This window comes from Saccharopolyspora griseoalba, from assembly GCF_042665275.1.
In the GTDB taxonomy this organism is placed as follows: domain Bacteria; phylum Actinomycetota; class Actinomycetes; order Mycobacteriales; family Pseudonocardiaceae; genus Saccharopolyspora; species Saccharopolyspora griseoalba.
Genome location: NZ_JBHTCJ010000002.1, coordinates 488,176 through 512,445 on the forward strand (window position 1 = coordinate 488,176; position 24,270 = coordinate 512,445).

Annotated in this window: 23 protein-coding genes; 9 read left to right on the forward strand and 14 right to left on the reverse strand. The window is 71.0% G+C overall.

Features of this window, described 5'->3' with window-relative positions; translation table 11 throughout:
• Positions 1-29 precede the first annotated feature (29 nt).
• A complete protein-coding gene (locus ACFQRI_RS06395; protein WP_380665450.1) occupies positions 30-206 on the forward strand; it encodes a DUF6104 family protein in 177 nt (58 codons plus the stop codon).
• 47 nt (positions 207-253) lie between these two features.
• Here the strand turns inward: ACFQRI_RS06395 and ACFQRI_RS06400 are convergent, their stop codons facing one another.
• From ACFQRI_RS06400 to hutH, 6 genes are all read right to left on the reverse strand, one after another.
• Complete coding sequence (locus ACFQRI_RS06400) at positions 254-1,222, reverse strand: zinc-binding dehydrogenase (protein WP_380665452.1); 969 nt, start codon at positions 1,220-1,222, stop codon at positions 254-256.
• A 125-nt stretch (positions 1,223-1,347) separates the two neighbouring features.
• Positions 1,348-2,508 carry an imidazolonepropionase gene (gene hutI / locus ACFQRI_RS06405; RefSeq protein WP_380665454.1) on the reverse strand — a complete coding sequence of 387 codons (1,161 nt, stop codon included), beginning with the start codon at positions 2,506-2,508 and terminating at the stop codon, positions 1,348-1,350.
• A 14-nt stretch (positions 2,509-2,522) separates the two neighbouring features.
• Positions 2,523-3,815, reverse strand: coding sequence for a formimidoylglutamate deiminase (locus ACFQRI_RS06410; protein WP_380665456.1), 1,293 nt, complete (start codon positions 3,813-3,815; stop codon positions 2,523-2,525).
• The gene (locus tag ACFQRI_RS06415; protein WP_380665458.1) at positions 3,812-4,996 is read right to left on the reverse strand and encodes an allantoate amidohydrolase; all 1,185 of its coding nucleotides are present in this window, start codon (positions 4,994-4,996) and stop codon (positions 3,812-3,814) included. Before ACFQRI_RS06415 ends, ACFQRI_RS06410 begins: the two co-directional genes overlap by 4 nt.
• Positions 4,993-6,639: a urocanate hydratase gene (hutU, locus tag ACFQRI_RS06420; RefSeq protein ID WP_380665460.1), complete on the reverse strand. Its 1,647-nt coding sequence runs from the start codon at positions 6,637-6,639 to the stop codon at positions 4,993-4,995. Before hutU ends, ACFQRI_RS06415 begins: the two co-directional genes overlap by 4 nt.
• Positions 6,636-8,171, reverse strand: a complete 1,536-nt coding sequence (gene hutH, locus ACFQRI_RS06425; protein WP_380665462.1) for a histidine ammonia-lyase — start codon at positions 8,169-8,171, stop codon at positions 6,636-6,638. Before hutH ends, hutU begins: the two co-directional genes overlap by 4 nt.
• 77 nt (positions 8,172-8,248) lie before the next feature.
• On the opposite strand from hutH, the gene ACFQRI_RS06430 reads away from it, so the two are divergent.
• Positions 8,249-9,031 carry an IclR family transcriptional regulator gene (locus ACFQRI_RS06430; RefSeq protein WP_380665464.1) on the forward strand — a complete coding sequence of 261 codons (783 nt, stop codon included), beginning with the start codon at positions 8,249-8,251 and terminating at the stop codon, positions 9,029-9,031.
• An 89-nt stretch (positions 9,032-9,120) separates the two neighbouring features.
• On the opposite strand, the gene ACFQRI_RS06435 is transcribed toward ACFQRI_RS06430, so the two are convergent.
• From ACFQRI_RS06435 to ACFQRI_RS06450, 4 genes are read right to left on the reverse strand one after another with little or no spacing between them, the layout of a single operon-like run.
• A complete protein-coding gene (locus ACFQRI_RS06435; protein ID WP_380665466.1) occupies positions 9,121-9,993 on the reverse strand; it encodes an ABC transporter substrate-binding protein in 873 nt (290 codons plus the stop codon).
• Positions 9,993-10,673: an ABC transporter permease gene (locus ACFQRI_RS06440; RefSeq protein ID WP_380665468.1), complete on the reverse strand. Its 681-nt coding sequence runs from the start codon at positions 10,671-10,673 to the stop codon at positions 9,993-9,995. Before ACFQRI_RS06440 ends, ACFQRI_RS06435 begins: the two co-directional genes overlap by 1 nt.
• The gene (locus tag ACFQRI_RS06445) at positions 10,670-11,311 is read right to left on the reverse strand and encodes an ABC transporter permease (protein ID WP_380665470.1); all 642 of its coding nucleotides are present in this window, start codon (positions 11,309-11,311) and stop codon (positions 10,670-10,672) included. The genes ACFQRI_RS06440 and ACFQRI_RS06445 overlap by 4 nt, the downstream gene beginning before the upstream one ends.
• Positions 11,308-12,390: an ABC transporter ATP-binding protein gene (locus ACFQRI_RS06450; RefSeq protein WP_380665472.1), complete on the reverse strand. Its 1,083-nt coding sequence runs from the start codon at positions 12,388-12,390 to the stop codon at positions 11,308-11,310. The genes ACFQRI_RS06445 and ACFQRI_RS06450 overlap by 4 nt, the downstream gene beginning before the upstream one ends.
• A gap of 137 nt (positions 12,391-12,527) precedes the next feature.
• Here ACFQRI_RS06450 and ACFQRI_RS06455 point away from each other — a divergent pair, with 137 nt between their 5' ends.
• Complete coding sequence (locus ACFQRI_RS06455; RefSeq protein ID WP_380665474.1) at positions 12,528-14,057, forward strand: bis-aminopropyl spermidine synthase family protein; 1,530 nt, start codon at positions 12,528-12,530, stop codon at positions 14,055-14,057.
• A 13-nt stretch (positions 14,058-14,070) separates the two neighbouring features.
• On the opposite strand, the gene ACFQRI_RS06460 is transcribed toward ACFQRI_RS06455, so the two are convergent.
• Both ACFQRI_RS06460 and ACFQRI_RS06465 read right to left on the reverse strand, forming a co-directional pair.
• Positions 14,071-16,869, reverse strand: a complete 2,799-nt coding sequence (locus ACFQRI_RS06460; RefSeq protein WP_380665476.1) for a bifunctional diguanylate cyclase/phosphodiesterase — start codon at positions 16,867-16,869, stop codon at positions 14,071-14,073.
• Between the two features lie 297 nt (positions 16,870-17,166).
• Entirely contained in the window at positions 17,167-18,366 is a 1,200-nt protein-coding gene (locus ACFQRI_RS06465) for an NAD(P)-dependent malic enzyme (RefSeq protein ID WP_380665478.1), read from the reverse strand.
• A gap of 486 nt (positions 18,367-18,852) precedes the next feature.
• On the opposite strand from ACFQRI_RS06465, the gene ACFQRI_RS06470 reads away from it, so the two are divergent.
• Entirely contained in the window at positions 18,853-19,470 is a 618-nt protein-coding gene (locus ACFQRI_RS06470; RefSeq protein WP_380665481.1) for a dTDP-4-dehydrorhamnose 3,5-epimerase family protein, read from the forward strand.
• Positions 19,471-19,527: 57 nt separating this feature from the next.
• Here the strand turns inward: ACFQRI_RS06470 and ACFQRI_RS06475 are convergent, their stop codons facing one another.
• On the reverse strand, positions 19,528-19,842 hold the full coding sequence (locus ACFQRI_RS06475; protein WP_380665483.1) for a S24/S26 family peptidase: 315 nt from the start codon (positions 19,840-19,842) through the stop codon (positions 19,528-19,530).
• Between the two features lie 79 nt (positions 19,843-19,921).
• Between ACFQRI_RS06475 and sodN the strand changes: the two genes are divergently transcribed.
• The 3 genes from sodN to ACFQRI_RS06490 all read left to right on the forward strand — a co-directional run bounded on the left by sodN (position 19,922) and on the right by ACFQRI_RS06490 (position 21,676).
• Entirely contained in the window at positions 19,922-20,329 is a 408-nt protein-coding gene (sodN, locus tag ACFQRI_RS06480; RefSeq protein WP_380665485.1) for a superoxide dismutase, Ni, read from the forward strand.
• 140 nt (positions 20,330-20,469) lie between these two features.
• A complete protein-coding gene (locus tag ACFQRI_RS06485) occupies positions 20,470-21,066 on the forward strand; it encodes a histidine phosphatase family protein (RefSeq protein WP_380665487.1) in 597 nt (198 codons plus the stop codon).
• Positions 21,067-21,118: 52 nt separating this feature from the next.
• Positions 21,119-21,676 carry a GNAT family N-acetyltransferase gene (locus ACFQRI_RS06490; protein WP_380665489.1) on the forward strand — a complete coding sequence of 186 codons (558 nt, stop codon included), beginning with the start codon at positions 21,119-21,121 and terminating at the stop codon, positions 21,674-21,676.
• A 6-nt stretch (positions 21,677-21,682) separates the two neighbouring features.
• On the opposite strand, the gene ACFQRI_RS06495 is transcribed toward ACFQRI_RS06490, so the two are convergent.
• Entirely contained in the window at positions 21,683-22,111 is a 429-nt protein-coding gene (locus tag ACFQRI_RS06495; protein ID WP_380665491.1) for a hypothetical protein, read from the reverse strand.
• Between the two features lie 483 nt (positions 22,112-22,594).
• Between ACFQRI_RS06495 and ACFQRI_RS06500 the strand changes: the two genes are divergently transcribed.
• Positions 22,595-23,521, forward strand: a complete 927-nt coding sequence (locus ACFQRI_RS06500; protein ID WP_380665493.1) for a diacylglycerol/lipid kinase family protein — start codon at positions 22,595-22,597, stop codon at positions 23,519-23,521.
• Positions 23,522-23,768: 247 nt separating this feature from the next.
• Complete coding sequence (locus ACFQRI_RS06505; RefSeq protein WP_380665495.1) at positions 23,769-24,023, forward strand: WhiB family transcriptional regulator; 255 nt, start codon at positions 23,769-23,771, stop codon at positions 24,021-24,023.
• The last annotated feature ends 247 nt before the right edge of the window (positions 24,024-24,270 follow it).

The window sequence follows — 24,270 nt, forward strand, 5'->3', positions numbered from 1 at the left end:
ACGACATTCAGGGATTCGAGGAGGAAGCGGTGTACTTCACCGACCGCGGCATTGAGGAGCTCGAGGAACGTCGCGGAGACGACGAGGTCACCCTCTCGTGGGTTGCCGATCGGATGCGCGCCTTCGTGGATCTCAATCCGGATTTCGAGGACGCCACCGAGCGCCTCGCGACCTTCCTGGCTCGCGACGACGCCGACGACGAGTGAGCGCGGGCCCGGCCGCGCACCCCCAGTGCGCGGCCGGGCCTCGCGGATCACCCGGGCAGCAGCACGGCGCGGCCGAGCACGGAGCGCGCTTCGATGTCCGCGTGGGCGTCGGCGACCGCGCCCAGCGGGTAGCTCGCGCCGATCGTCGGTTGGACCCTGCCCGCCGCCGCTTCTCGCAGGGCGCGTTCCAGCAGGCTCTTCCGCTGCGCGCGGGAGCTGTACTGGATGTCCAGCAGCCCGATGACGGTCACGTCCTTGTCCCGGGCCTTCGCCTGGTCGATCTCGGCGAAGTCGCCGCTGGAGGCGCCGTAGCTGTAGACCCGGGCGCCGTTGACCGTGGTGCCGAAGGCGGTCGCACCGATCGTTCCCCCGGCTCCGTCGAAGACGACATCGATCCCGCCGGTGCGCTCGCGGACCTGCTCCGGCCAGTCGGGTTCGCCGTAGTCGACGGGTTCGGCCCCGAGCTTGCGCACCAGGTCGAGCTTCGCCGCGCCGCGTGCCGCACCGACGACCTGCGCTCCCGCGGACCTGGCCAGCTGCACGAGGATGCTTCCCGCACCTCCTGCTGCGGCGGTGACCAGCACCCGTTCGCCCGCCTGGATGCGGGCGTGCTCGGCGAACAGCAACGCCGTGCTCGCGTCGTGCAGCAGCACCACGGCCGCTGACGCGTCCAGTCCCTCCGGCACCTCGACGAGCTCGGTTTCGTCGACGGCCACCAATTCGGCGCAGGTGCCCGCGTTGCCGGTGCTGGCGACCACCGTCTTGCCCAGCCAACCGGGATCGACCCGGGAACCGAGCCCCACCACGTCCCCGGCGACCCCGTCGCCGGGGACGTAGGGCGGTTCCATCTCGAAGTAGTCCCGTCCCCACCCGCTTCGGAGCTGGGTGTCCAGGAACAGCACGTCCACGGCGGACGTGCGCACCACCACCTGCCCCGGCGACGGCTCGGGATCGTCGGTCTCGACGACCGAGAGCACCTCGGGCCCACCGAACTTCTCGACCTGCACTGCGCGCATCGCACACTCCGTTCCGCTCGACTCAGCTCATCGTCGAACTTCGAGCGAGGTGGAGGTCAAGACTGCGCGAGCGACAGGAAGGTTCCCGTGCTCAATTCAGTGACAGGAAGGTTCCCCTGCTCAATTCACCGCACGCGGGATCCCCGGCGCCAGACGGCGTGGGTCAGGGGAACTCCTGGCCGGTAGGCCAGCCAGGTCGTGCTCGGGGCGTCGAGCACCTGCAGGTCAGCGCGGGCGCCCGGACGAAGCACCCCGACCGCGGCGTCGCCGGTCTCGCGCCGCAGGGCGCGGGCACCGCCCCAGGTCGCGGCGCGCACGGCTTCGGCGACGCTCATCCGCATCTGCAGCACCGCGGTGGTCACGCAGAACGCCATGGACGAGGTGTAGGACGAGCCCGGATTGCAGTTGCTGGCCAGCGCGACGGTCGCGCCCGCGTCGAGCAGCGATCGCGCGTCCGGCAGCGGCTGCCTGGTGGACAGGTCGCAGGCGGGCAGGAGGGTCGCCACGGTGTCTGAACCGGCCAGGGCGTCCACATCGGACTCGGACAGGTAGGTGCAGTGGTCGACGCTGGCAGCGCCGAGCTCGACCGCCAGCTGCGCACCGGGTCCCGCACCCAGCTGGTTGCCGTGCACCCGCAGGCCGAGGCCGTGCCGCGCGGCAGCGGCGAGCACGCGCCGGGACTGCTCCGCGTCGAAGGCGCCCTTCTCGCAGAACACGTCGCACCAGCGCACGTGCGGCGCGACCGCCTCGATCATCTCCCCGCAGACCAGGTCCAGGTAGTCCTCGACAGCCGAACCGGGCGGCACCAAGTGCGCGCCCAGGAAGGTGACTTCGTCGGCGTTCTGCGCTGCGATCTTGGCGGCGCGCAGCTCGTCCTCGACGGTCAGCCCGTACCCCGTCTTGGTCTCCACGCACGTGGTGCCCTGGGCGGCGGCCTCGTCGAGGTGCGCGCGGAGGTTCGCGGCCAGCTGCGCGTCGTCAGCTTCGCGGGTCGCCTCGACGGTCACCGCGATGCCCCCGGCCTGATAGGGCTCACCTGCCATGCGGGCGGCGAACTCGGCGGTGCGGTCCCCGGCGAACAGCAGGTGGGTGTGGCTGTCCACCCAGCCCGGCAGGACCGCGCGGCCGGCGACGTCGACCTGCTCGTCGGCGGCGGGTGCTCGACTCGCCGGGCCCACCCAGGTGATCCGCTCGTTCTCGAAGACCACCGCGGCGTCGCCGAACGTGCCCGATTCGGCATCGTTCGTGGTGAGTTCACCGATTCCAGTGATAACAGTGGCTGGCATCGTCTGCTGATTCCTCACGTTCGAAGTGCGGAGATGGATTCGCTCAGTTCGCGGGCGGTGTCGATGTCGACGTGCCCGAAGTCCCGAGCCCTCGGTCGACCGTCGATGATCACGTCGCGCACGTCGTCGGCCCTGGCCACGACGGGCACGGCGCGCGGGTCCACACCGGCGAGGCGAGCGGAGTTCAAGTCGACGGCCACGAAGTCGGCGCGAGCGCCCACCTCGAGGCGCCCGGCGTCGGGATGGCCGATGCTGCGGTGCGCGGTGGCCATCCCGAGCAGCTCCCCCGGGGTGTGGTGGCCGCGCGTTTCGGTGGCCAGGCGCTGATGCGCCTCCGCGGCTTGCGCCTCGGCGAGGACGTCGATGCTCGAATGCCCGTCGCTGCCCAGCGAGATCTCGCTTCCCGCATTCCGCAGCGCCCCGACCGGACCGATGCCGTCGGCGAGATCCGCCTCGGTCGCCGGGCACATGCACACGCCGGTGCCGCTCTCGCCGAGCAGCGCCACGTCCCGGTCGGTCAGGTGCGTGGCGTGCACGGCGGTGACCGCGGGGCCCAGCGCGCCTTCGTCGGCCAGCAGCTGCGTCGGGGTTCGCCCGTGCGCGGCAAGGCAGGCCTCGTTCTCGGCGCGCTGCTCGGAGAGGTGGACGTGCAGCGGTGCTCGGTCCGCCTGGGCCACGACTTCGGGGATCGCTTCGACCGGCACGGCGCGCACCGAGTGCAGTGCGGCCCCGACGAGCACGTCGGGGGCGTGGAACCGCTCGACCCGGCTCGCCCAGCTCGCCGCGTCGCCGTCGGAGAAGCGGCGCTGCACCTCGTCGAGCTCGCGACCGAAACCACCCGAGAGGTAGCACGTGTCGAGCAACGTGAGGCGGATTCCGGTGTCGCGGGCGGCTTGCGCCAGGGCGTGGCTCATCGCGTTGGGGTCGTCGTATGTCACGCCGCCGGGTGCGTGGTGCAGGTAGTGGAACTCGCCGACGCCGGTGATACCGGCCTGCACCATCTCGGCGTACACGCCGCGCGCCAGCCGGTAGTAGGTGTCGGGGTCCAGTTCGGCCGCCACCTGGTACATGCGTTCCCGCCACGTCCAGAACGTGCCGCGGGTGGTGTCGCCGCGCAGCGCGCGGTGGAAGGCGTGCGAATGCGCGTTGGCCAACCCGGGAAGCACCATGCCGGCGAGCACCTCGGCGTGCCCGGGGCGCTCGCCGCGGCGCACCCCGGTGATCCGCGAGCCGTCGGTCTCGAACAGCACGCCCTGCTCAGGCCCGGTCGGCAGCCAGGCCCACTCGCACCAGAACACCGCGCTCACCTCGCCAACTCCTGCAGCACGTCGGCCAGAGCGAGGGAACCTTCCTCGCAATCGGCTTGCTCGGCGTGCTCTTCGGGGGCGTGGCTGATGCCGGTGGGATTGCGCACGAACAGCATGCCGGTCGGGCGCTCGGCGGCGAGGATCCCGGCGTCGTGCCCCGCCCCGGAGGGCAGCGCAGGAGCGCCGTGGAGCAGGTCGCGGAGCCGGTCGCGCATGGTCGGGTCGAAGTGCACCGTCTCGCCGAAGGACTCCTCGAGGACCTCCACCTCACAGCCTTCGTGCGCTGCGAATTCGGCTGCTCGCGCGGACAGGTCCGCGACCAGTTCGCGGGACCGCTCCGGCGCGCGGGCGTCGAGGTGGACGTCGACGGCGGAGGCGATCACGTTGGTGCCGCCCGGGGTGGGAACGATCCTGCCGACCGTGGCCCTGGCATCGTCGGCGGCTTCAGCCGCCCGGCGCGCGGCGAGCACGAGCTCGGCGGCCGGAAGCATCGGGTCGCGGCGGTCGTCGATGCGCGTCGCCCCGGCGTGGTTTCCCTGCCCGTGGAAGCGGAACCGCCAGCGGCCGTGCCCGAGGATCGAGTCGGCCACGCCCACCGGGCGCCCCAGTTCGATCAGGCCCTTGCCCTGCTCGACGTGCAGCTCGACGAATTGCCCGATCCGCCGCAGCGCCGCGTCGTCGCGACCGGCTCGCGCGGGGTCGGCGCCGAAGTCGGCCATCGCCTCGGCGAAGGTGAGCCCGCCGGCGTCGCGCAGGTTGCGGGCCCGATCCGGGTCGATCTGCCCGGTGAGCAGCTTCGAGCCGAGGCACGGCACGCCGAAGCGCCCGCCTTCCTCTTCGGCGAAGACCACCACGGCGAAGGGACGTCGCGGTTGGAAACCGCGAGCGCGCAGGACGTCGACCGCCTGCAGGGCGCTGGTGACGCCCAGCGGGCCGTCGAACGCTCCCCCACCGGGCACGGAGTCGAGGTGGCTGCCGGTGACCACCGCGTCGTCGCCCGGTTCGCCCCACCACGCCCACATGTTGGCGTTGGCGTCGGTGTGGACGTCGAGCCCGCGCCGCTGCGCCTGCTCGACGAACCACTCCCGCAACTGCCGCTCCGCGTCGTCGAAGACGTGCCGGGAATATCCGCCGCGGCGCGGATCGGTTCCGATGTCGGCGATGTCGGCCAGCCCGCTCATCGGCTCACCAGCGGGGTGCGCACGCCGCGCTCGGCGGCGACCTGCTCGGCGCGTTCGTACCCGGCATCGACGTGCCGGATCACGCCCATCCCGGGGTCGTTGGTCAGCACCCGCTGCAGCTTGCGCCCGGCGAGCTCGGTGCCGTCGGCGACCGTGACCTGCCCGGCGTGCAGGGAACGTCCCATGCCGACTCCGCCGCCGTGGTGCAAGGACACCCACGTCGCGCCGGAGGCGGTGTTGACCAGGGCGTTGAGCAGGGGCCAGTCGGCCACCGCGTCGGAGGTGTCGGCCATGGACTCGGTTTCGCGGTAGGGCGATGCGACCGAACCGCAGTCGAGGTGGTCGCGGCCGAGAACGACGGGAGCCGACAGCTCACCGGAGGCGACCATGTCGTTGAACCGCTGCCCCGCCTCGGCGCGTTCGCCGTAGCCGAGCCAGCAGATGCGGGCTGGGAGTCCGTGGAAGGGAACCTTCCTGCCGGCCAACCGCATCCACCGGGCCAGGTGCTCGTCCTCCCCGAACAGGTCCAGCACCGCCTGGTCGGTCTTGGCGATGTCGGTCGGGTCGCCGGACAGCGCCGCCCACCTGAAGGGACCCTTTCCTTCGCAGAACAGGGGCCGGATGTAGGCGGGCACGAAGCCGGGGTAGGCGAAGGCGCGGTCGTAGCCGGCCAGGCGCGCTTCGCCGCGCAGGGAGTTCCCGTAGTCGAAGACCTCGGATCCGGCGTCGAGGAAGCCGACCATCGCCTCGACGTGACGGGCCATCGCCTCGCGCGCCCGGGTGGTGAACTCCTCGGGGTTCTTGGCCGCGTAATCGGCCCAGTCGTCCAGCTCGACGCCCGGAGGCAGGTACGACAGCGGGTCGTGGGCCGAGGTCTGGTCGGTGACGATGTCTGCCGGAACACCCCTGCGCAGCAGTTCGGGCATGATCTCGGCCGCGTTGCCGATGACGGCGACCGAATGGGCCCGGCGCTGGTTCCTGGCGTTGACCGCCGCCTCGATCGCCTCGTCGAGGTTCTCGGCGACCTCGTCGAGGTAGCCCTGCTGAGCGCGGCGGTGCGCGCGTGAGGGGTCGCATTCCACGATCAGCGCGGCGCCTTCGTTCATGGTGACCGCCAGCGGTTGCGCGCCGCCCATGCCGCCCAGCCCCGCGGTGACGGTGAGGGTCCCGGCGAGGCTGCCGCCGAAGCGCTTGGCCGCGATCGCGCCGAAGGTCTCGTAGGTGCCCTGCAGGATCCCCTGGGTTCCGATGTAGATCCAGGATCCTGCGGTCATCTGCCCGTACATCGTCAGCCCGAGCTCGTCGAGGCGGCGGAACTCGTCCCAGTTCGCCCAGTCGCCGACCAGGTTGGAGTTGGCGATGAGCACGCGCGGAGCCCACTCGTGGGTCTGCAGTACTCCCACGGGTTTGCCGGACTGCACCAGCAGCGTCTCGTCCTCGCGCAGGTCGGTGAGCTCGCGGGTGATGGCGTGGAAGCTCGCCCAGTTGCGCGCGGCCTTGCCGGTTCCTCCGTAGACCACGAGGTCTTCGGGGCGTTCGGCGACTTCCGGATCGAGGTTGTTGTGCAGCATCCGCAGCGGTGCTTCGGTGCTCCAGCTGCGCGCGGTCAGTTGGGTGCCCCGCCTTGCTCGCACGTCGGTCATGCGGACCTCCTGGTTTCGGCTGCGGCGTGGATGGTGCCGTCGCGGATGAGTTCTTCGGCCGCGGTGATCTCCGGTGCCACGTGCCGGTCCGGGCCGGGACCGGGAACCCGGGTGCGCAGGACTTCGCGGGCCGCGCCGGTGGCTGGGCCGGGCTCCAGCGGGGCGCGCAGGTCGAGGGCTCGCGCTGCCGTGAGCAGTTCGACGGCCAGCACGGTGGTCAGCCCGTCGACGGCGCGGCGCAGCTTGCGCGCAGCCGACCAGCCCATGGAGACGTGGTCCTCCTGCATGGCGCTGGTGGGGATGGAGTCCACCGAGGCCGGCGCGGCCACGCGCTTGAGCTCGGAGGCGATGCCCGCCTGGGTGTAGTGGGCGATCATGTGCCCGGAGTCCACGCCCGGGTCGTCGGCCAGGAACGCGGGGAGCCCGTGCGAGCGCGCGACGTCGAGCATCCGGTCGGTGCGCCGCTCGCACATGTTCGCCACGTCGGCGAGCGCGATGGCCAGGAAGTCCAGCACGTAGCCCAGCGGTGCGCCGTGGAAGTTCCCGTTGGACTCGATGCGCCCGTCGTCGAGCACGACGGGGTTGTCGATGGCCGCGGCAAGTTCGCGTTCGGCGACCGCGGCCGCGTGCTCGGCGGTGTCGCGCGCAGCACCGTGCACCTGCGGTGCGCAGCGCATCGAGTAGGCGTCCTGCACGAGGGGGCAATCGGGTCCGCGGTGGCTGGCCACGATCGGCGAGTTCGCGAGCAGGGTCGCCATTCGCTCAGCCGAGGTGGCCTGCCCCGGGTGCGGCCGCAGGCCCTGCAAATCGGCGGCGAAGGGACGGTCGGTGCCCAGGAGGGCCTCGACGCTCATGGCGGCGGTGAGGTCGGCGACGTCGAGCAGCGCGGCGATGTCGGCCAGGGCCAGCACCAGCATGCCGAGCATGCCGTCGGTTCCGTTGGTCAGCGCGAGCCCTTCCTTCTCGGCCAGCGCGACCGGTTCGATGCCGGCCTCGGCCAGGGCTGCGGCAGCGGGCTTGCGCTGCCCGGTGGCGTCGAAGACCTCCCCTTCACCGGTGAGCGCGAGCGCGACCGAGGCGAGCGGCGCGAGGTCGCCGGAGCAGCCCAGCGAGCCGTGCTCGTGGACGACGGGAACGATGCCGGCGTTGAGCAGCGAGGTCAGCGCTTGCGCGGTTTCGGGCCGGACCCCGGTGTGGCCGGTGGCGATGGTGTGCAGGCGCAGCAGCATCTGGGCGCGCACGACCTCGGGTTCCACCGGTTCGCCCGCGCCCGCGGCGTGGGAGCGCACGAAGGCCTGCTGCAGCGCGGCCCGCCGGTCGGCGGGGATGTGGCGCACGGCGAGGGCGCCGAAGCCGGTCGAGACCCCGTAGACCGGTCGCTGTTCGGCGGCCAGCGCGGCGATGTGCTCTCTGGTCGCGGCGATGCGCTGCTCGGCGAGCTCGTTCAGCCGGACGCGCGCGCCGCCGCGCGCGACGGCCACGACCTCGTCGCGCCCGAGCGGTTGCGGACCGAGGAACAGCTCGTTGTGCATACCTCCATCCCAGCTCGCAAAAGCTGCTGGCAGAAGCCCGGATGGAGTGAGACTGTCTGGGATGCCAGACTCCAGGCGTGGGAGGTAGCAGCGATGTGCCCGCGCTCCGGCGCGGGCTGGCGATCCTGCGGGCCCTGGCCGCGCGTCCGGGTCCGGTCTCGGCTGGTGTGCTGGCGCGCGAGCTCGAACTCCCGCGCTCGACGACGTACCACCTGCTGGCCGAGCTGGAGGCGGCCGGTTTCGTGGTGCACCTGCCCGAGGAGCGCCGCTACGGACTGGGGGTGGCGGTCTTCGAGCTCGGCTCGGCCTACCTGCGCCACGATCCGCTGGAGCGGCTGGCGAGCCCGGTGCTTCGGCGGCTGGTGGACCGGGTGGGACGCACGGCCCAGCTGGGCGTGCTGCACGGCGGCGAGCTGCTGTACCTGATCAAGGAGCGACCTTCTCAGCCGCAGACGCTGGTGACCGACGTGGGCGTGCGGTTGCCGGCGCAGCTGCCGGCCTCGGGACGGGCCATCCTCGCGCACCTGCCTGCCGCGCAGGTGCGCGCGCTGCTTCCTTCCGGGGAGCAGTTCGTGCTGCGCACGGAGAGAGGGCCGCGCAACCTGCCCGAGCTGCGGCGCATGCTCAACGCGGAACGACGCCTCGGCTGGGCGGTCGAGGACGGATTCGTCACCGCCGGTTTCGCCTCGGTGGCCTGCCCGGTGTTCGACCACGCCGCCCACCCGATCGCGGCGATCAGCGTGACCTTCCGGCACCACTGCGCCGACCCGGGCTGCGGCAGCACCTGGGCGGAGATGGCCGAACACGTGCAGCGCGCGGCCACCGAGCTGACCACGCGGATCAGCGGCCGCGCCGGCTGAGGGCTCGCGCGAGCGAGGGAACCTTCCTGCCAGCCATCCGAGGGGAAGTGGCAGGAAGATTCCCGTGCTCGAATCCCGAAGCAGCCCGGTCACAGGCCGATGCTCGCTACGAACTCCTTGGCCACATCCGCGGGATTGGCCTTGTCGATCTCGATGCGCTCGTTGAGCTCGGTGAGCTTGTCGGTGGTCAGCGCGCGGGAGACCTCGTTGACCGCGTCGGTCTGCTCCGGGTCGAGCTTGCCCTTGCCGACCAGCGGGACCACGTTCTGCGCGGGGAACATGTTCTTCGGGTCGTCGAGCTTGACCAGGTCGTTCGCGCGGATGGCCGAGGAGGTGCTGAACAGGTTGGCGACCTGGATCTGCCCCGCGGTCAACGCGTCGACGGTGAGGGTGCCTGCTTCGACGCTGCGGATCTGCTTGAAGGTGCAGCCGTACTCCTGGGCGATCTTGGCCGCCCAGCGCGACTTCCACTCCGCCGGTGCGCCGAGCACGAGTTCACCGCAGCGGGGGCCGAGGTCGGCCATCGAGCGCAGCCCGGACTCGGCGGTCCGGCGAGTCACGGTGAGCACGTCGGAGTCCTCGGCCGCGGACTGCTCCAGCACCTGCAGGTTCGGCGGCAGCACCCCGGTGAGGTGGTCGTAGACCTGCCGGGACTCGGTGGCGGTGGCCTCCGGGTCGAGGTGCTGCATGAGGTTGCCGGTGTACTCGGGCACCATCGTCAGCTCGCCTTCGCGCACCGCCCCGACGTAGAACTCGCGGGCGCCGATGCGCGGCCGGGTCTGCACCTTCGCACCGGTGCTCTTCAGCGCCTCGGCGTAGACGTGCATGAGCAGCTCGCTCTCGGCGAAGTCGGCCGAGCCGATCACCACCTGCCCGCTGCTCTGCTGGTTGGCTTCCAAGGGGTCCTGGGTTCCGCATCCCGCCAGCAGCAGCGCTGCGGCGGCCATCGCGAGCAGTCGCATCAATGGTTCCCTCCTCGTCGTGCGGCCAGCTGCAGGCCGCGCGGCACCAACAACCGGGTGAGCCCGGCCAGCACCAGATCGAGCAGCACGGCCAGGACCGCGATGACGATCGCGGCCGAGGCCATCTGCGCGTAGTCGCTGACCTTGAGCCCGTCCAGCAGGATTCGTCCCAGCCCGCCGAGGCCGACGTAGGCCGCGACGGCCGCGGTGGCCACGACCTGCAGCATCGCGCTGCGGATGCCGCCGAGCACGAGCGGCAGCGCGGTCGGCAGCTCCACCTGCCAGAGCACCTGGCGGGGTGTCATGCCCATTCCCCGGGCGGCGTCGACCGCGTCGGGCGGCGCGTTGCGGACACCGGCGTAGGTGCCGGAGAGGACCGCGGGGATCGCCAGGATCACCAGGCCGGCCAGCGCGGGCGCCACGCCGATCCCGAAGCCCAGCACCAGCAGCGTGACCAGGCCGAGGGTGGGCAGGGCTCGCATCGCGTTGCCGAGGCCCACGACGAGCACCGCGCCGCGGCCGGTGTGCCCGATGTAGATGCCCAGCGGGAGGGCGATCAGACCTGCCGCGGCCACCGAGAGCACGCAGTAGTACAGGTGCCGGAAGGTCTGCACGAGGACACCGCCCGGCCCGGTCCAGTGCGCCGGGTCGCCCAGCCAGGTGAGGATTTCGCCGATCATCGGCGCGCCCACGGTGTGGCCAGCCGCCAGGCCAGCACAAGCAGCAGGTCGACCGCCAGGGCCAGCAGCAGGGTGAACGCGATGCCGATGATGATCTGGGCCGGGTAGTCGCGCTGGAAGCCGTCGGTGAACAACCTGCCCAGACCACCGATGCCCACCAGCGCACCCACGCTGACCAGGCTGATGTTGCTCACCGAGGCCACTCGCACGGCAGCGGTCAGCACCGGGAGCGCCAGCGGGAGTTCGACCGCCAGCAGACGGCGCCCGGGACGGTAGCCCATGGCCGTGGCCGCGGCGACGATGTGGCCCGGAACCGACTCCAGGGCGTCGAGAACGGGGCGCACCAGCAGCGCGGCCGTGTAGAGGGTCAGGGCGATGATGACGTTGAGCGGGGACAGCAGCGGGGTGCCCAGCACGCCCGGGATGATCACGAACAGGGCCAGCGAGGGGATCGTGTAGACGATGTTGGCCGCGCCCTGCAGCACGCCCCGCAACCAACCGACGCGCTGCGCCAGCCGGCCCAGCGGCAGCGCCAGCAGCGTGCCGAGCACCAGCGGCAGCAGCGAGAGGTACAGGTGCTGGCCGAGCTGACCCAGCAGCAATTCGCGGTTGCTGGGACTGGTGAAGAACTCGATCACGGCGCCGCCCGGTGCTGGTGCAGCAGCGCGAGCACGTCCTCGGCGGTGACCACTCCCAGGCTCGCACCGTCGGCGTCGACGACCACGCCCTGCCCGGACGGAGCCGACAGCGCGGCGTCCAGTGCCCCGCGCAGCGGCCCGTCGAGCGGGTGCAGCGAGCCGCCCGCCACCAGGGCGTCCTCGGTGAGCTCGCCGTCGACCTCGCGCCCGGGTTCGAGCCAGCCGCGCGGCCTGGCATCGGCGTCGACCGCCAGTCGCCATCCGTCGGAGGCGCCCACGGTGCTGCCGAGCTCCACTGTGGGCACCGGCCGCGGCACCAGCCCGTTGGCGTGCACGAAGGAGAGCCGCCGGTACCCGCGGTCGCGTCCGACGAAGGACGTCACGAAGTCGTCAGACGGTTCGGCCAGCAGCTCGTCGGGGTCGGCGCACTGCGCGAGGTGCCCGCCCTGGCGCAGAACGGCGACCTTCTCGCCGAGCTTGATGGCCTCGTCGATGTCGTGGGTGACGAACAGGACGGTCTTTCCCAGCTCGCCCTGCAGCCGCAGCAGTTCGTCCTGCAAGCCCTCGCGCACCACGGGGTCGACCGCGCTGAAGGGCTCGTCCATCAGCAGCACCGGGGGATCGGCGGCCAACGCGCGCGCCACGCCCACCCGCTGCTGCTGACCACCGGAGAGCTGCGCGGGGTAGCGCTTGGCCAGCTCGGCGGGCAACCCGACGAGTTCGAGGAGTTCGGCGGCCCGCGCGCGTGCGTCGCGGCGAGAGCGTCCGTCCAAGATGGGCACCGTCGCGATGTTGTCCAGAATCGAGCGGTGCGGGAACAGCCCGGCCTGCTGGATGACGTAGCCGATGCCGCGCCGCAACCGAGCGGGGTCCTGCGCCCGCACGTCGGTGCCGTCGACCAGCACGGTTCCCGAGGAGGGGTCGATCATGCGGTTGACCATGCGCAGCAGGGTCGTCTTGCCGCATCCGGAAGGCCCGACCAGCACGGTCACGGTGCCGGTCGGCACGGACAGGCTGAGCTCTTCGACGGCGACGGTGCCGTTGGCGTACTGCTTGCGGACGGCTTGGAACTCGATCACGCGAGCCCCCTTCTCGTCGCGAACCCCCACAAACCCGCTCGACCCTAAACGCCCGGTCGGGCTACCGCGATCTCTCGATATCGACGCGTGACCTCCAGCGGCGACCCGTGCCCAGCACAACTAGGCTGGTTCCCCTCATGAACTCCGCTGAATCCGAACCGATCGAGGCCGTGCGCGAACTGCTCTCCTCGGCGGGGCCGCTGGCCCGCCGAGCACGAGAGGTCCTGGCCGAGCTGACCGGCGACCCCCGCTCCCTCGACGAGATCATCCGCCGCACCGGGGTTTCCCGCCGCACCGTGGAGGACTTCCTCGACGCCACCGGCGAGGATCTCGAACGCACGCCCACCGGCTATCGGCTCACCGACGACGCAGCTGCGCGCTACCGCGCGGAATTCGCCCTCGACGAGCTGGGCGCACCGCCGACGCGCACCGCCGAGCAGCTCGGGCTCATGGCGGGATTCATCACCACCGGTCCGCCCCCGACCACGGCGCTCGATCACGTCACCGCCACCCCGGAGACCGCGCTGCGCCGGGCCGAGTGGATGCGCGACAACTACGACCTGGCCGGCGCCAAGGTGCTGTGCCTGGGAGACCACGACCTGACCTCGCTGGCGCTGTCGATCGTGGAGCCGCGCGCGCAGATGCGGGTGGTCGACCTCGACGAGCGGATCCTGCGGCACATCGACAGCGCGGCCGCCGAGCGCGGCTACGACATCGGCTCCCTTCACGCGGATCTGCGCTTCGGACTTCCTCCGGAACTGGAGTCGTGGGCGGACCTGGTGTTCACCGACCCGCCCTACACCGCCGAGGGCATCGGGTTGTTCGCCGCTCGCGCCGCCGAGTGCCTGGCACCGGGAAACAGCCGCCTGCTGCTGGCCTACGGCTACAGCCCCCGCACGCCCGCGCTCGGGCACAAGGTCCAGCAGGAGCTGCTGCGGTTGGGCATGGTCTTCGAGGCGATCCTGCCCCGCTTCCACAGCTACTACGGCGCGCAGGCCATCGGCAGCACCAGCGACCTCTACGTGTGCCAGCCGACCGCGCACACCCGCAAGCTCGCGCTGCGCCAGGCCTCGTCGATCTACACGCACGGCCCGCAGTCGGTCGAGGCCGTCGCGGGCTCGACCGGGCAGGACCTGCTGGAGTCCGTGTCCGGGCTGCTCGGCTCGTCGGTGACCGAGCTGCGCTCGCCCGGTTGGGCGCGGCCGGTGCGCGCGTCCGGGGATCCCGCGGTGTTCGACCTGCGCGCCGATCCGGGACCGTGGCTGCTGCGGATGCTGCTGGCCTGCAACGCCGAGCGGGTCGGCTTCCTGGTCGACAACAACCATCCCGACATCACCAACCAGCTCGCCCAGACCGACCTGATCGAGCTGGTGAGCGGGAAGTTCCGATTGCGCTTCCACCGCAGCACCCCGGATTCCAAGCACGCGGTGGTGCTCGCCGAAGCCGTCGAGTCCGATTCGGTGGCCGCGCAGCTGCTGCGGCGCGCGCACGGCAAGCTCGGCAACACCTGGCGCGAAGGCCTCATCGCGCGCACCGGCGAGCTCACCAAGCGCGAGGCCAAGCAGCAGGTCGCCGAACTCGCGCCCAACCCCGATGACCTGGCGCGGCGGCTGATCGACCTGCCGCGGCACCGGGCGAGCGAGGTGCTGGCCAGGGCCCGCAGCTGAGGCGGGCCGGCGGTCAGGGCACGTCGATTCCGCCGTCGTCGAGCAGCGCGCGGAACTCGGCGGCGGGCACTGCGCGGGAGAACAGCCATCCCTGGTAGCTCCCCACGCCCACTCCGCGCAGCAGCTCGAACTGGGTGGCGGTCTCGACGCCCTCGGCCACGCACTGGCGGTCCATCGCGCGGGCCATGTCGACCACCGCCCTGGCCACGGCGAAGTCGGAGGCGTCACCTCCGACGCCGGCCACGAAGCGCCGGTCGACCTTGATGATCTGCGCGGGCAGGTCCTTGAGCCGAGCCAACGAGGAGTACCCGGTGCCGAAGTCGTCGACGGCGAACCGCACACCTCGCGCGACCAGCTCCCTCATCTCGTGGCGGGTGCGCGAGGGCAGGTCGACCAGGGCGGTCTCCACCAGTTCGAGGATCACCCGGTCCCACTCGATGCCGGTCTCGGCGACGATGTCGGCCACCGAGTCCACGAAGTCCGGTCCCCCGGGAACGAGCCCGGCGAGGTTCACGGCGATGTTGACCGGTTTGTCGTCGCGCACCGGCCACGTCGTGGCCTCGCGCAGCGCGGTGCGCAGCACCCAGCGGTCCAGCTCGCGCAGCAGGTCGCCCTGCTCGGCGACCGGCAGGAACGCGTCGGGGGCGAGCATGCCGCGCTCGGGGTGCGGCCAGCGCACCAGCGCCTCGGCGCTGACGACCGCACCGTCCTGGTCGACGACCGGCTGGTAGTGCAGCTCCAAGCCGTCGGTGGCCAGGGCCTCGCGGAGCTGGCCCTCCAGGTGCAGCTGGCGGTCGGCGGCGGCGATCAGCGCGGAGCTGGCCAGCGCGACCTTGCCCGCGCCTCGGCGCTTGGCCTCGAACATGGCCGCGTCGGCGAACCGCAGCAGGTCCTCCCCGACGGTGTGATCGTCGCTGGGCACCGCGGCCCCGATCGACGAGGAGACCCGGACCAGCTGGCCGTGCACCGGCACCGCGGTGCGCAGCAGCGCGGCGACCTTCGTGGCCAGCGAATCGACCCCGCCGCCCGCCTCCACGTCGGGGCAGATGACCACGAATTCGTCGCCGGACAGGCGCGCGGCGATGCAGTCGGCAGGGATGCCGCCCTCCAGGCGGCGGGCCAGCGCCACCAGCAACTCGTCGCCCGCGTCGTGGCCGAGGGAGTCGTTGACGCGCTTGAAGTTGTCGATGTCGCAGAACAGCACCGCCACCCGGTCCGAGCCGGGACCGGTGAGCAGCTTGCCCAGCAGGTCCTTGACCGCGGTGCGGTTGGGCAGCCCGGTCAGCTCGTCGTGGGTGGCCTGGTACCGCAGGGCTTCGGCCGCCCGGCGGCGCTCGGTGATGTCCTGGAAGACCACCAGCCAGAACTCGGTGCCGTCGTCCTGCACCGAGGTGGAGGTGTGCAGCTCGCAGTAGACCGGTTCGCCGTCGGCGCGCACCAGCACCCGCTGCGGCACGCGGCGGCGCACGCCTGGTTCGGCGGGGGCGGGCAGGCTGGCGTCGTTCTCCTCGGGGTGCAGAACCTCGTGGAAGCCCCGTCCGCGCAGCTGCTCCAGGCGGTAGCCCAGCAGGTCGCACAGCGCGTCGTTGGCGTCGACGAGCCGTTCGGAGCGGTCGAACAGCCCGATGCCCACCGGAGTGATGCTGACCAGGTCGGCGAAGCGCTGGCTGGAGCGCTGCATCCGGGTGGCCACGGTGCGCTGCTCGGTGACGTCCTGCGCGGTGCCGACGTAGAACGCCCCGCGGGTGTCGTCGTCGATCTTGGTGCCGTGCACCCGCAGGATCCGCACGTTGCCGTCGGCGCGCACGTAGCGGTGCTCGATCTCGACCGGATGACCGTCGCGGGCCAGCCGGTTCCACGCGCGGCGCGCGCGGGTGCGCTCGTCGGGGTGCACGTGTTCGAGGTAGCGGTGGAAGCTGCTGTCGGTTCCCGGCGGCATGCCCAGGATCTCGCGCAGAATGCTCGACAACCGCATCACGTCGTCGCGCGGGTCGACCTCCCAGGTGCCGAGCTTGGCGATGCGCTGGGCGTCCTGCAGCCTGCGCCGCTCGTCGCGCAGTTGCCGTTCGAGGACGCGGTGCTCGGTGACGTCCTGGACGGTGCCCTGCACCCGCGCGACCTGGCCCGCCTTGTCGTGCTCGGCGCTGCCGGTGCACAGGAAGGTCCGGCTGCCGTCGTAGTTGCGCAGCTCGGCCTCGACGAGTTCGCCGGGCGGCGCGGTGAGCACGGTGGCGTAGAACTGCTCGGCGGCCTCGCGGTCGTCCGGATGGGTGGTCTCGATCATCGCGGTGGCGGTCTCGACCTCGTCCGGGTCGCCGACGTCCATGAACTCGGCCAGCAGCGGGCTTCGGTAGATCACCCCGGTGTCGGGGTAGTAGACCCAGCTGGCGACCTTGGCCAGGCGCTGCGCGTCGATGAGCCAGTAGTGCTCGTCGGAGTCGGCGGAGGAGGTCACCGCCGCGCCGTCGTCGGCCAGGTCGGAGACGTCCACCAGGACGGTGACGTTGAGGTGCGGGGCTTCCTGGTGCGGCCAGGACTGCATCCGGATGGGCGTGCGGCCGCGTCGGGTGCGCATCCAGGTGGCGCGGCCGTGGCGTTCGACGAGGTCTTCGAGCTTGCTGCCCAGCAGCGCGGCCGCGCTGGTTTCCCCGGCGAGCGTGACCGCTTGCTCGGTCACCGCGATGACGAGGCCTTCGTGGGTGCTGAGCAGGGCTGGGGCGTCGGGCAGCGGGTCACGCCCGACGCGGGTGCTCTCCGGCCCGAGGCCTTCGGCGGCCGATCGGGCCTGCTCCCTGCGCTCGGTCAACTCCACCCCTCCTGTTGCGGCCCGCGGCTGGCGACCCATCACCCGTCGAGTGATGTGCGACACAGCGACCCGCAGTCCAGACCCTACCGCCTCACCCGGAGCCGGTACTGCCATGGTGCCGGGCCTTTAGTCCCGACACCCAAAGATGTGACAGCACACCCCCGACCTGATGACGCCGTTTTCGCGGATTTCCTCCGAGCGGTTATGCGACGGGGCCGGGAGCGTCCGCCTGGACTCTCCCGGCCCCGTAGTGCCGTTCGTGAAACTACCGCCCGGCTCCTCGCGCTCGACGGTCCGCGCCGGTCACGCGGTGGCCACGCCCTCGGCCCGCGCGGCCTTGGCCACCGCCGCGCTCACCTCGGGCGCCACCCGCGGGTCCAGCGGGCTGGGCACGATGTAGTCGGCGCTGAGGTCGTCGGCGGCCACGGCGGCGATCGCCTCGGCCGCGGCGACCTTCATCCCATCGGTGATCGCCCGCGCACCCGCGTCCAGCGCACCCTTGAAGATGCCCGGGAAGGCGAGCACGTTGTTGATCTGGTTCGGGAAGTCGCTGCGCCCGGTGGCGACCACCGACGCGTAGCGGTGCGCGACCTCGGGGTGGATCTCCGGATCCGGGTTGGACAGCGCGAACACGATCGCCCCGTCGGCCATCGAAGCCACCCGCTCCTCGGGGACCTGGCCGACCGAGACGCCGATGAACACGTCGGCGCCCTTCATCGCCTCGTCCGGTCCGCCGGTGATCCCCCGCGAGTTGGTGTAGGAGGCGAGCTCCTGCTTGATCGGGGTGAGATCGGTGCGATCGGCGTGGATCACGCCGCGCGAGTCGAGCACGACGATCTCGCCGACGCCGGCGGTGTGCAGGATCTCGGCGCAGGCCACGCCCGCGGCACCGGCGCCGGAGATCACCACGCGCAGCGATCCCAGCTCGCGGCCGGCGACCTTCGCGGCGTTGCGCAGCGCGGCGAGCACGACCACGGCGGTGCCGTGCTGGTCGTCGTGCATGACCGGGCAGTCCAAGGCCTCCTTGACCCGCCGCTCCAGCTCGAAGCAGCGCGGAGCGGAGATGTCCTCGAGGTTCACCGCGCCGAACGACGGCCGCAGCCGGACCAGGGTCTCGACGATCTCGTCGACGTCGTTGGTGTCGAGCACCAGCGGGATCGAATCCAGGTCCGCGAAGGTCTTGAACAGCGCGGACTTGCCCTCCATGACCGGCAGCGACGCCTTCGGCCCGATGTCGCCCAGCCCCAGCACCGCGGAACCGTCGCTGACCACGGCGACCAGCCGCTGCGTCCAGGTGTAGCGGTCGGCCAGCGCGGCGTCACTGGCGATCGCGCGGCTCACCTGCGCCACACCGGGGGTGTAGGCGATGGAGAGGTCGCGCGCGGTGTCCAGCGGCGCGCTCACCGAGGCGGTGAGCTTGCCGCCCTCGTGCGCGGCGAAGATCTCTTCGTGGGTCAATTCAGTACCGATGCCGGTGCTGACGCTGTCGTTCACTGCGGTCACGGCGTCCCTCCTGTAGCCATGCCTAGCGCTCGAACTCAAATCCGAGCAGGCCAAACGCGGTTCTTCACCGCTATTCGACGACCACTCCCCGGGCGTTCCGGCGAAGAGGACGTCTCAAATACCGATACCTGCCGTCCTGTTCGGACAGCGACTCGGCGGACGCTGCGGTGCGGTTAGTCTGCCAGGCCCCGGGTGGGCTGTCAGCGACAGGGATCACACCGCTGAGCAGGAAAAAGGCGAAAATTTTACGAATCTTGACAGTACATCCGTCATATTTAGCGACCGTACGTGCGTCCTATTTGAATTCATCGATTCAGAACCGACGTCTCGGATTCGAGAATCGAACGCCGCGCATTCGAATCCACCCGGATGGAATGTCATCCACGGCCGCGAGGATGGGAACCTTCCTGCCACCCGCACGGGAACCTTCCTGCCACCGCCGCCCCACCGGACCCACCCGGGCCGCACCTCCTAGGCTCTGCGACCGTGCAGGTACGTCGACTCGACATCACCGGGGCGTTCGAATTCACCCCCAAGTCCTTCCCGGACCACCGCGGCTTGTTCGTCGCGCCCTTCCAGGAACCCGCGTTCGCCGAAGCCACCGGGCACCCGCTGTCGGTCGCCCAGACCAACCACAGCGTCTCGGCCCACGGCGTCATCCGCGGCGTGCACTTCTCCGACACCCCTCCCGGGCAGGCCAAGTACGTCTACTGCCCGCAGGGCGCGCTGCTCGACCTGATCGTCGACGTCCGCATCGGATCCCCGACCTTCGGACGCTGGGAAGCGATCCGGCTCGACTCCAGCGAGTACCGCGCGGTCTACCTGGCCGAAGGGCTCGGGCACGCCTTCCTCGCCCTGACCGACAACACGGTGATGAGCTACCTGTGCTCGACCGGGTACAATCCCAGCGCCGAACACGGCGTCAACCCGCTCGACCCCGAGCTCGGCCTGCCGTGGGCCGATGAGCTCGCCGGCGAACCCGTCCTGTCCGAAAAAGACCGCACCGCGCCGAGCCTCGCCGAAGCCGCCGAACGAGGACTGCTCCCCGACTACCACGCCTGCCTGGCCCACTACGAGACGCTGCGGAACTCGGCCCGGGCGTAGGGCGAGCAGGGGAACCTTCCTGTCACGCCGGATGCCACGAAGGTTCCCCTGCTCGGCTCACCGAAGGCGACCGGGTTCGGGCCACAGCCGCCAGCGCACCACGCCCAGCACCCGGGCCGGGCCGAGTTCGCGCGAATCGGTGGACCCGAACGGGTTGTCGCCCTCCACGTGCCACCCCTCCCCGTCGCGGCGCACGGCGCGCTTGACCGACAGCTGCTGCGGCCGCGAGTCCCAGCTCACCAGCACCAAGGAGCCCGGTGCTGCGCGGTCGCCGACCCGCAGCACCACCACGTCGCCGTCCCGCAGAGTGGGAGCCATCGACGGTCCGCGCACCCGCAACCTCCGCCAGGGCCACCGACCGAGCGAACTCACATTTACCTCCAGTAGGACGACGAGGATCTTCAAGAGTAGGGTCAGGCACGTCGGAGCACTGAACTGTCTGGGAGGAAACATGCGACTCCTGTCGCGAATCCTCGGCCCTCGCCTGGAGGCCACCGCGCACTGCGACCTTCCGTGCGGCGTCTACGACCCCGCGCAGGCGCGGATCGAGGCCGAGTCGGTCAAGGCGATCCAGGAGAAGTACCAGGCCAATGAGGACTCGGAGTTCCGCACTCGCGCGATCAACATCGCCGAGCAGCGCTCCGAGCTGGTCAAGCACCACCTGTGGGTGCTGTGGACCGACTACTTCAAGCCGCCGCACTTCGAGAAGTACCCGCAGCTGCACGAGCTGATCAACAAGGCCACCAAGGCCGCCGGCGCCTCCGGTACCAAGGGTTCGATGGACCCGTCCACCGGTCAGCAGCTGCTGGACTACATCGCCGAGATCGACAAGATCTTCTGGGAGACCAAGAAGGGCTGAGGCCTGGTCTCCACCGAGGCGCCGGTCGGCGAACCACGTGTTCGTCGGCCGGCGCTTTCTCGTCTCGAGCGCCGCCGTGTCCGAACAGGACTCCCGCGCGCCGCCGTGCGAGCCGCGGACGCGACCGTACGCTCGAAGGCGTGACATCGCCGGCGCATCGCATCTACCTGCTCCGCCACGGCACCACCGAGTGGTCGCTGACCGGGCAGCACACCAGCCACACCGACCTCCCGCTCACCGTCGAGGGCGAGCTCCGCGCACGCCAAGCCGGGCAGACCCTGACCTCGCTCCGCGCCGCGGGGCCGCTGCGCGCCCTGGCGAGCCCGCTGCAGCGGGCGCAGCGCACGGCCGCGCTGGCCGGCTTGCCCGATGTGATCACCGAACCGCTCCTGGTCGAGTGGGACTACGGCGACTACGAGGGCCTGACCACCGACCAGATCCGCCAGAGCGTTCCCGACTGGACGGTGTGGACCCACAGCTGTCCCGGAGGCGATTCGGCCGCCGACGTGACCGCGCGCGCCGACGAACTCCTCGCCCAGGTGCGCGCGGCGGACTCCGATGTCGTGCTGGTCGGCCACGGGCACTTCAGCCGCGTGCTGACCGCGCGCTGGCTCGGGCTGCCGGTCACCGCGGGCGTGCACTTCGCGCTCGACGCCGCGGGCATCACGGTGCTGGGCTTCGAACGCGGCGAGCCCCAGATCCAGCGCTCCAACATCCCGCCCTGGCAGCAGGGCTGAGGCACGGCGAGGAGGGGAACCTTCCTGCCACTACCGTCGCGGCAAGGTGGCAGTGGCAGGAAGGTTCCCCTCCTCGCGTCGCAGGCGCTGTGCGGGGCGCGAATATGCTGGCCGGCGTTCCGACAAGCGTGGAGGTCGCGTGATGATCCGCCGGGCCCGTGAAGCCGATGTACCCGCCATCGTCGAGCTGGTGCACGAGCTCGCGCTCTACGAGAAGGAGCCCGACTCCTGCCACCTGACCGAGGAGCAGCTGCGCGCCGCGCTGTTCGGGCCGGATCCAGCGCTGTTCGGCCACGTCGCCGAGGTCGACGGAGCGGTGGTCGGGATGTCGCTGTGGTTCCTGAACTTCTCCACCTGGGAGGGCGTGCACGGGATCTACTTGGAGGACCTCTACGTGCGCCCGCAGCAGCGCGGAGCCGGGCTGGGCAAGCAGCTGCTGCAGACGCTCGCCCGGGAGTGCGTGGAACGCGGCTACGCGCGGCTGGAGTGGTCCGTCCTCGACTGGAACGAGCCCTCCATCGAGTTCTACAAGGCCCAGGGCGCCTTCCCGATGGACGGTTGGACGGTCTACCGGCTCACCGGCGAGGCCCTGCGCGACTTCGGCGGCTGAGGCGCGTCAGTCCTCGCGCGCGTCGGGTGCCAGCGAGGCGTGGAAGGACCAGGCGCGGCCCTCGCGGTTGAACAGGAAGTAGATGACCGCGATGGCCGGCACGGCGATGACCGCCGCGATCAGGGGCCGCCCGGAGGGACCCAGGGCGTACCAGGCGGTGCCCAGGAACAGCAGCTGCATGAGCAGCGCGGGGGTGCGCGCCCAGTGCTTCCCCCTGAGCAGCCCGATGCCCGCGGCCAGGACTCCGGCGGCCAGGATCGCGTAGTAGCCCGCCTCGCCCCAGGTCTGGGTGCGTTCGAGCTCTCCCACTCCGCCGAGCTGGCTGGAGGTGCTGCGCACCAGCAGGGCTCCGACGAAGACCAGGCCTGCCACCGCCTGCAACGTGGTGAGCGCTCCGGCGATGCGCACGGTGCGGGGAACGGTTTCAGCTGACACGGTGGCGGCCTTTCGGGACCCGGGGTTCGGTGACTCTGCGTGTGCACTCACGATGGTAATACCGCCCGAACGCCGCATAGCTCGGACGGTGATGAAGCGCAATGATCGGCGCACGGCCGCTTCGGCGATCGGGGATATCGGGGTGTCCTCCGGTCGCGTCGCGTGTCCGCACGACGCCGGTGGGAGACGAACGGGTGCGTTCCGGGGTTACGCATCCGCCCGCCGCCGGCGACCGGTGGTCTCCGCCGGTACGACGCACTCGCTCCTGGTGCGCGTACCAGCTGGGACCACCGCCTGCGGACACATCGGCCCGCCGACGGAGACGTGCCGGAGGGAGGCCCGCCACCGGGACTGACAGCTGGTCGCGCGAGCGTCGCCCAGCGGCCCTCGCGCGCAGCGGCGCGCGTTCGGCCGCGCGAGCGCGGGCGACTCCCGGCGCATGCCGGTGCCGCGGGTCGCGCCGACTTACGTAGGCTTCGGGCTGTGCGCGCCGTACTCGTCGTCAATCCGCAGGCGACGTCCACCACCGCGGCCGGCCGCGACGTGATCGCCCACGCGCTGGCCAGCGAGCTGAAGCTGGACGTCGTGGAAACGCAGCACTGGGGTCACGCCGGCGAGGCGGCGCGGGCGGCCGCGCACGACGGCGCGGACCTGGTGATCGCGCACGGCGGCGACGGCACGGTCAACGAGGTCGTCAACGGACTGCTGGAGACCGGCGAGCCCGGTTCGCCTTCGCTGCCGACCCTGGGAGTGGTTCCCGGCGGGTCGGCGAACGTGTTCGCGCGCGCCCTCGGCTACTCCAAGGACCCGGTGGAGGCGACGCACCGCTTGCTGCGGGCTGTGACCGAGCGCAGCACTCGATGGGTGGGTCTGGGCAAGGCCTGCGACCGGTGGTTCACCTTCAACGCCGGCGTCGGCTGGGACGCCGAGGTGGTCGCTGAGGTCGAGCGGCAGCGAGAGCTGGGCCACAACGCCAGCCCTGCGCTGTACGCCCGAACCGCGCTGCGGTGCTACTTCCGGATGGCCCGAGATGAACCGAAGGTCAGTGTTCAGATCGGACGTGAGGAACGCATCGACCGACTGCACAGCGTGTTCGTGTCGAACACCGATCCGTGGACCTACCTGGGCTCGACGCCCGTGCGGATGAGCCCGGAGACCAGCTTCGACACCGACCTCGGGGTGTTCGCGTTGTGCAACATGCGCGCTTACCCTGTGTTGCGGCACATTGCCGAGATGCTACTCGGTAGAGCGAAACCACACGGAAAGAGTTCAATTCAGCGTGCGGATGTGCCCCATCTGCGCGTAGCCTGTACGGAGCCGTTGCCGTTGCAGGTCGATGGCGATTGCCTGGGCGAGCGGTCGGACATCGAGTTCTCCTCGATCCCGAACGCTCTCCGCGTCGCCGTATAACCTTCCAGTAACGGATGGACGTCGTTGCCGACTCATGACCCCCGTCTGAGACCGGCGACACACTGAAACCCCTGGTCAAGTCTGGTCGATCTTTCAGGTGAGTTCGCTCACCACGCTGGATCGAGGTCTTGACATTGCGGCAGTTCGTGAAAGCATTCACAAGCGCACGGACTCCGTGAAAGCATTCACAAACACCCCGAACGAACTATCGGCGCGCGTAGGCGTGCCTAGCGAGGAGCAAGGAACAATGGACTGGCGCCACGAAGCGGTTTGCCGTGACGAGGACCCGGAGCTGTTCTTCCCCGTTGGGAACAGCGGTCCTGCTGTGCTGCAGATCGCCGAGGCGAAGGCCGTATGCCACCGCTGCCCCGTTGCCTCCGAGTGCCTGGCGTGGGCGCTGGAGAGCGGGCAGGACGCCGGTGTCTGGGGCGGCATGAGCGAAGACGAGCGGCGTGCTCTCAAGCGGCGCAACGCTCGCACCCGGGCGCGCACCACCGCCTGAGAGCAGCTCGCCAGTGAACGTGCCGGGTCGGTCGCACCCCCGGTGACCGACCGCACGTTCTCGCCCCGGCCGCGCAATACGGCCCTCGCGAAATTCGGTTCAGCAACCCGCCCCAACTAGCCCCGGCCGATCAGCGTCGATGTCGGTCCCGGCGCCCACCCCGCTCTGAGGCGTGATGAGCAGGTGGAACCACCGGAGAACCGACCCGATCGGCCCGACGCTCCGCTTCGGACCACGGAGCAGTCAC

Excerpts from the sequence above, each read along its gene's own strand:
- ACFQRI_RS06400 (WP_380665452.1), bottom strand. The coding sequence starts at position 1,222 with ATGCGCGCAGTGCAGGTCGAGAAGTTCGGTGGGCCCGAGGTGCTCTCG.
- hutI (WP_380665454.1), bottom strand. The coding sequence starts at position 2,508 with ATGCCAGCCACTGTTATCACTGGAATCGGTGAACTCACCACGAACGAT.
- ACFQRI_RS06415 (WP_380665458.1), bottom strand. The coding sequence starts at position 4,996 with ATGAGCGGGCTGGCCGACATCGCCGACATCGGAACCGATCCGCGCCGC.
- hutU (WP_380665460.1), bottom strand. The coding sequence starts at position 6,639 with ATGACCGACGTGCGAGCAAGGCGGGGCACCCAACTGACCGCGCGCAGC.
- hutH (WP_380665462.1), bottom strand. The coding sequence starts at position 8,171 with ATGCACAACGAGCTGTTCCTCGGTCCGCAACCGCTCGGGCGCGACGAG.
- ACFQRI_RS06435 (WP_380665466.1), bottom strand. The coding sequence starts at position 9,993 with ATGCGACTGCTCGCGATGGCCGCCGCAGCGCTGCTGCTGGCGGGATGC.
- ACFQRI_RS06440 (WP_380665468.1), bottom strand. The coding sequence starts at position 10,673 with ATGATCGGCGAAATCCTCACCTGGCTGGGCGACCCGGCGCACTGGACC.
- ACFQRI_RS06455 (WP_380665474.1), top strand. The coding sequence starts at position 12,528 with ATGAACTCCGCTGAATCCGAACCGATCGAGGCCGTGCGCGAACTGCTC.
- sodN (WP_380665485.1), top strand. The coding sequence starts at position 19,922 with ATGCGACTCCTGTCGCGAATCCTCGGCCCTCGCCTGGAGGCCACCGCG.
- ACFQRI_RS06505 (WP_380665495.1), top strand. The coding sequence starts at position 23,769 with ATGGACTGGCGCCACGAAGCGGTTTGCCGTGACGAGGACCCGGAGCTG.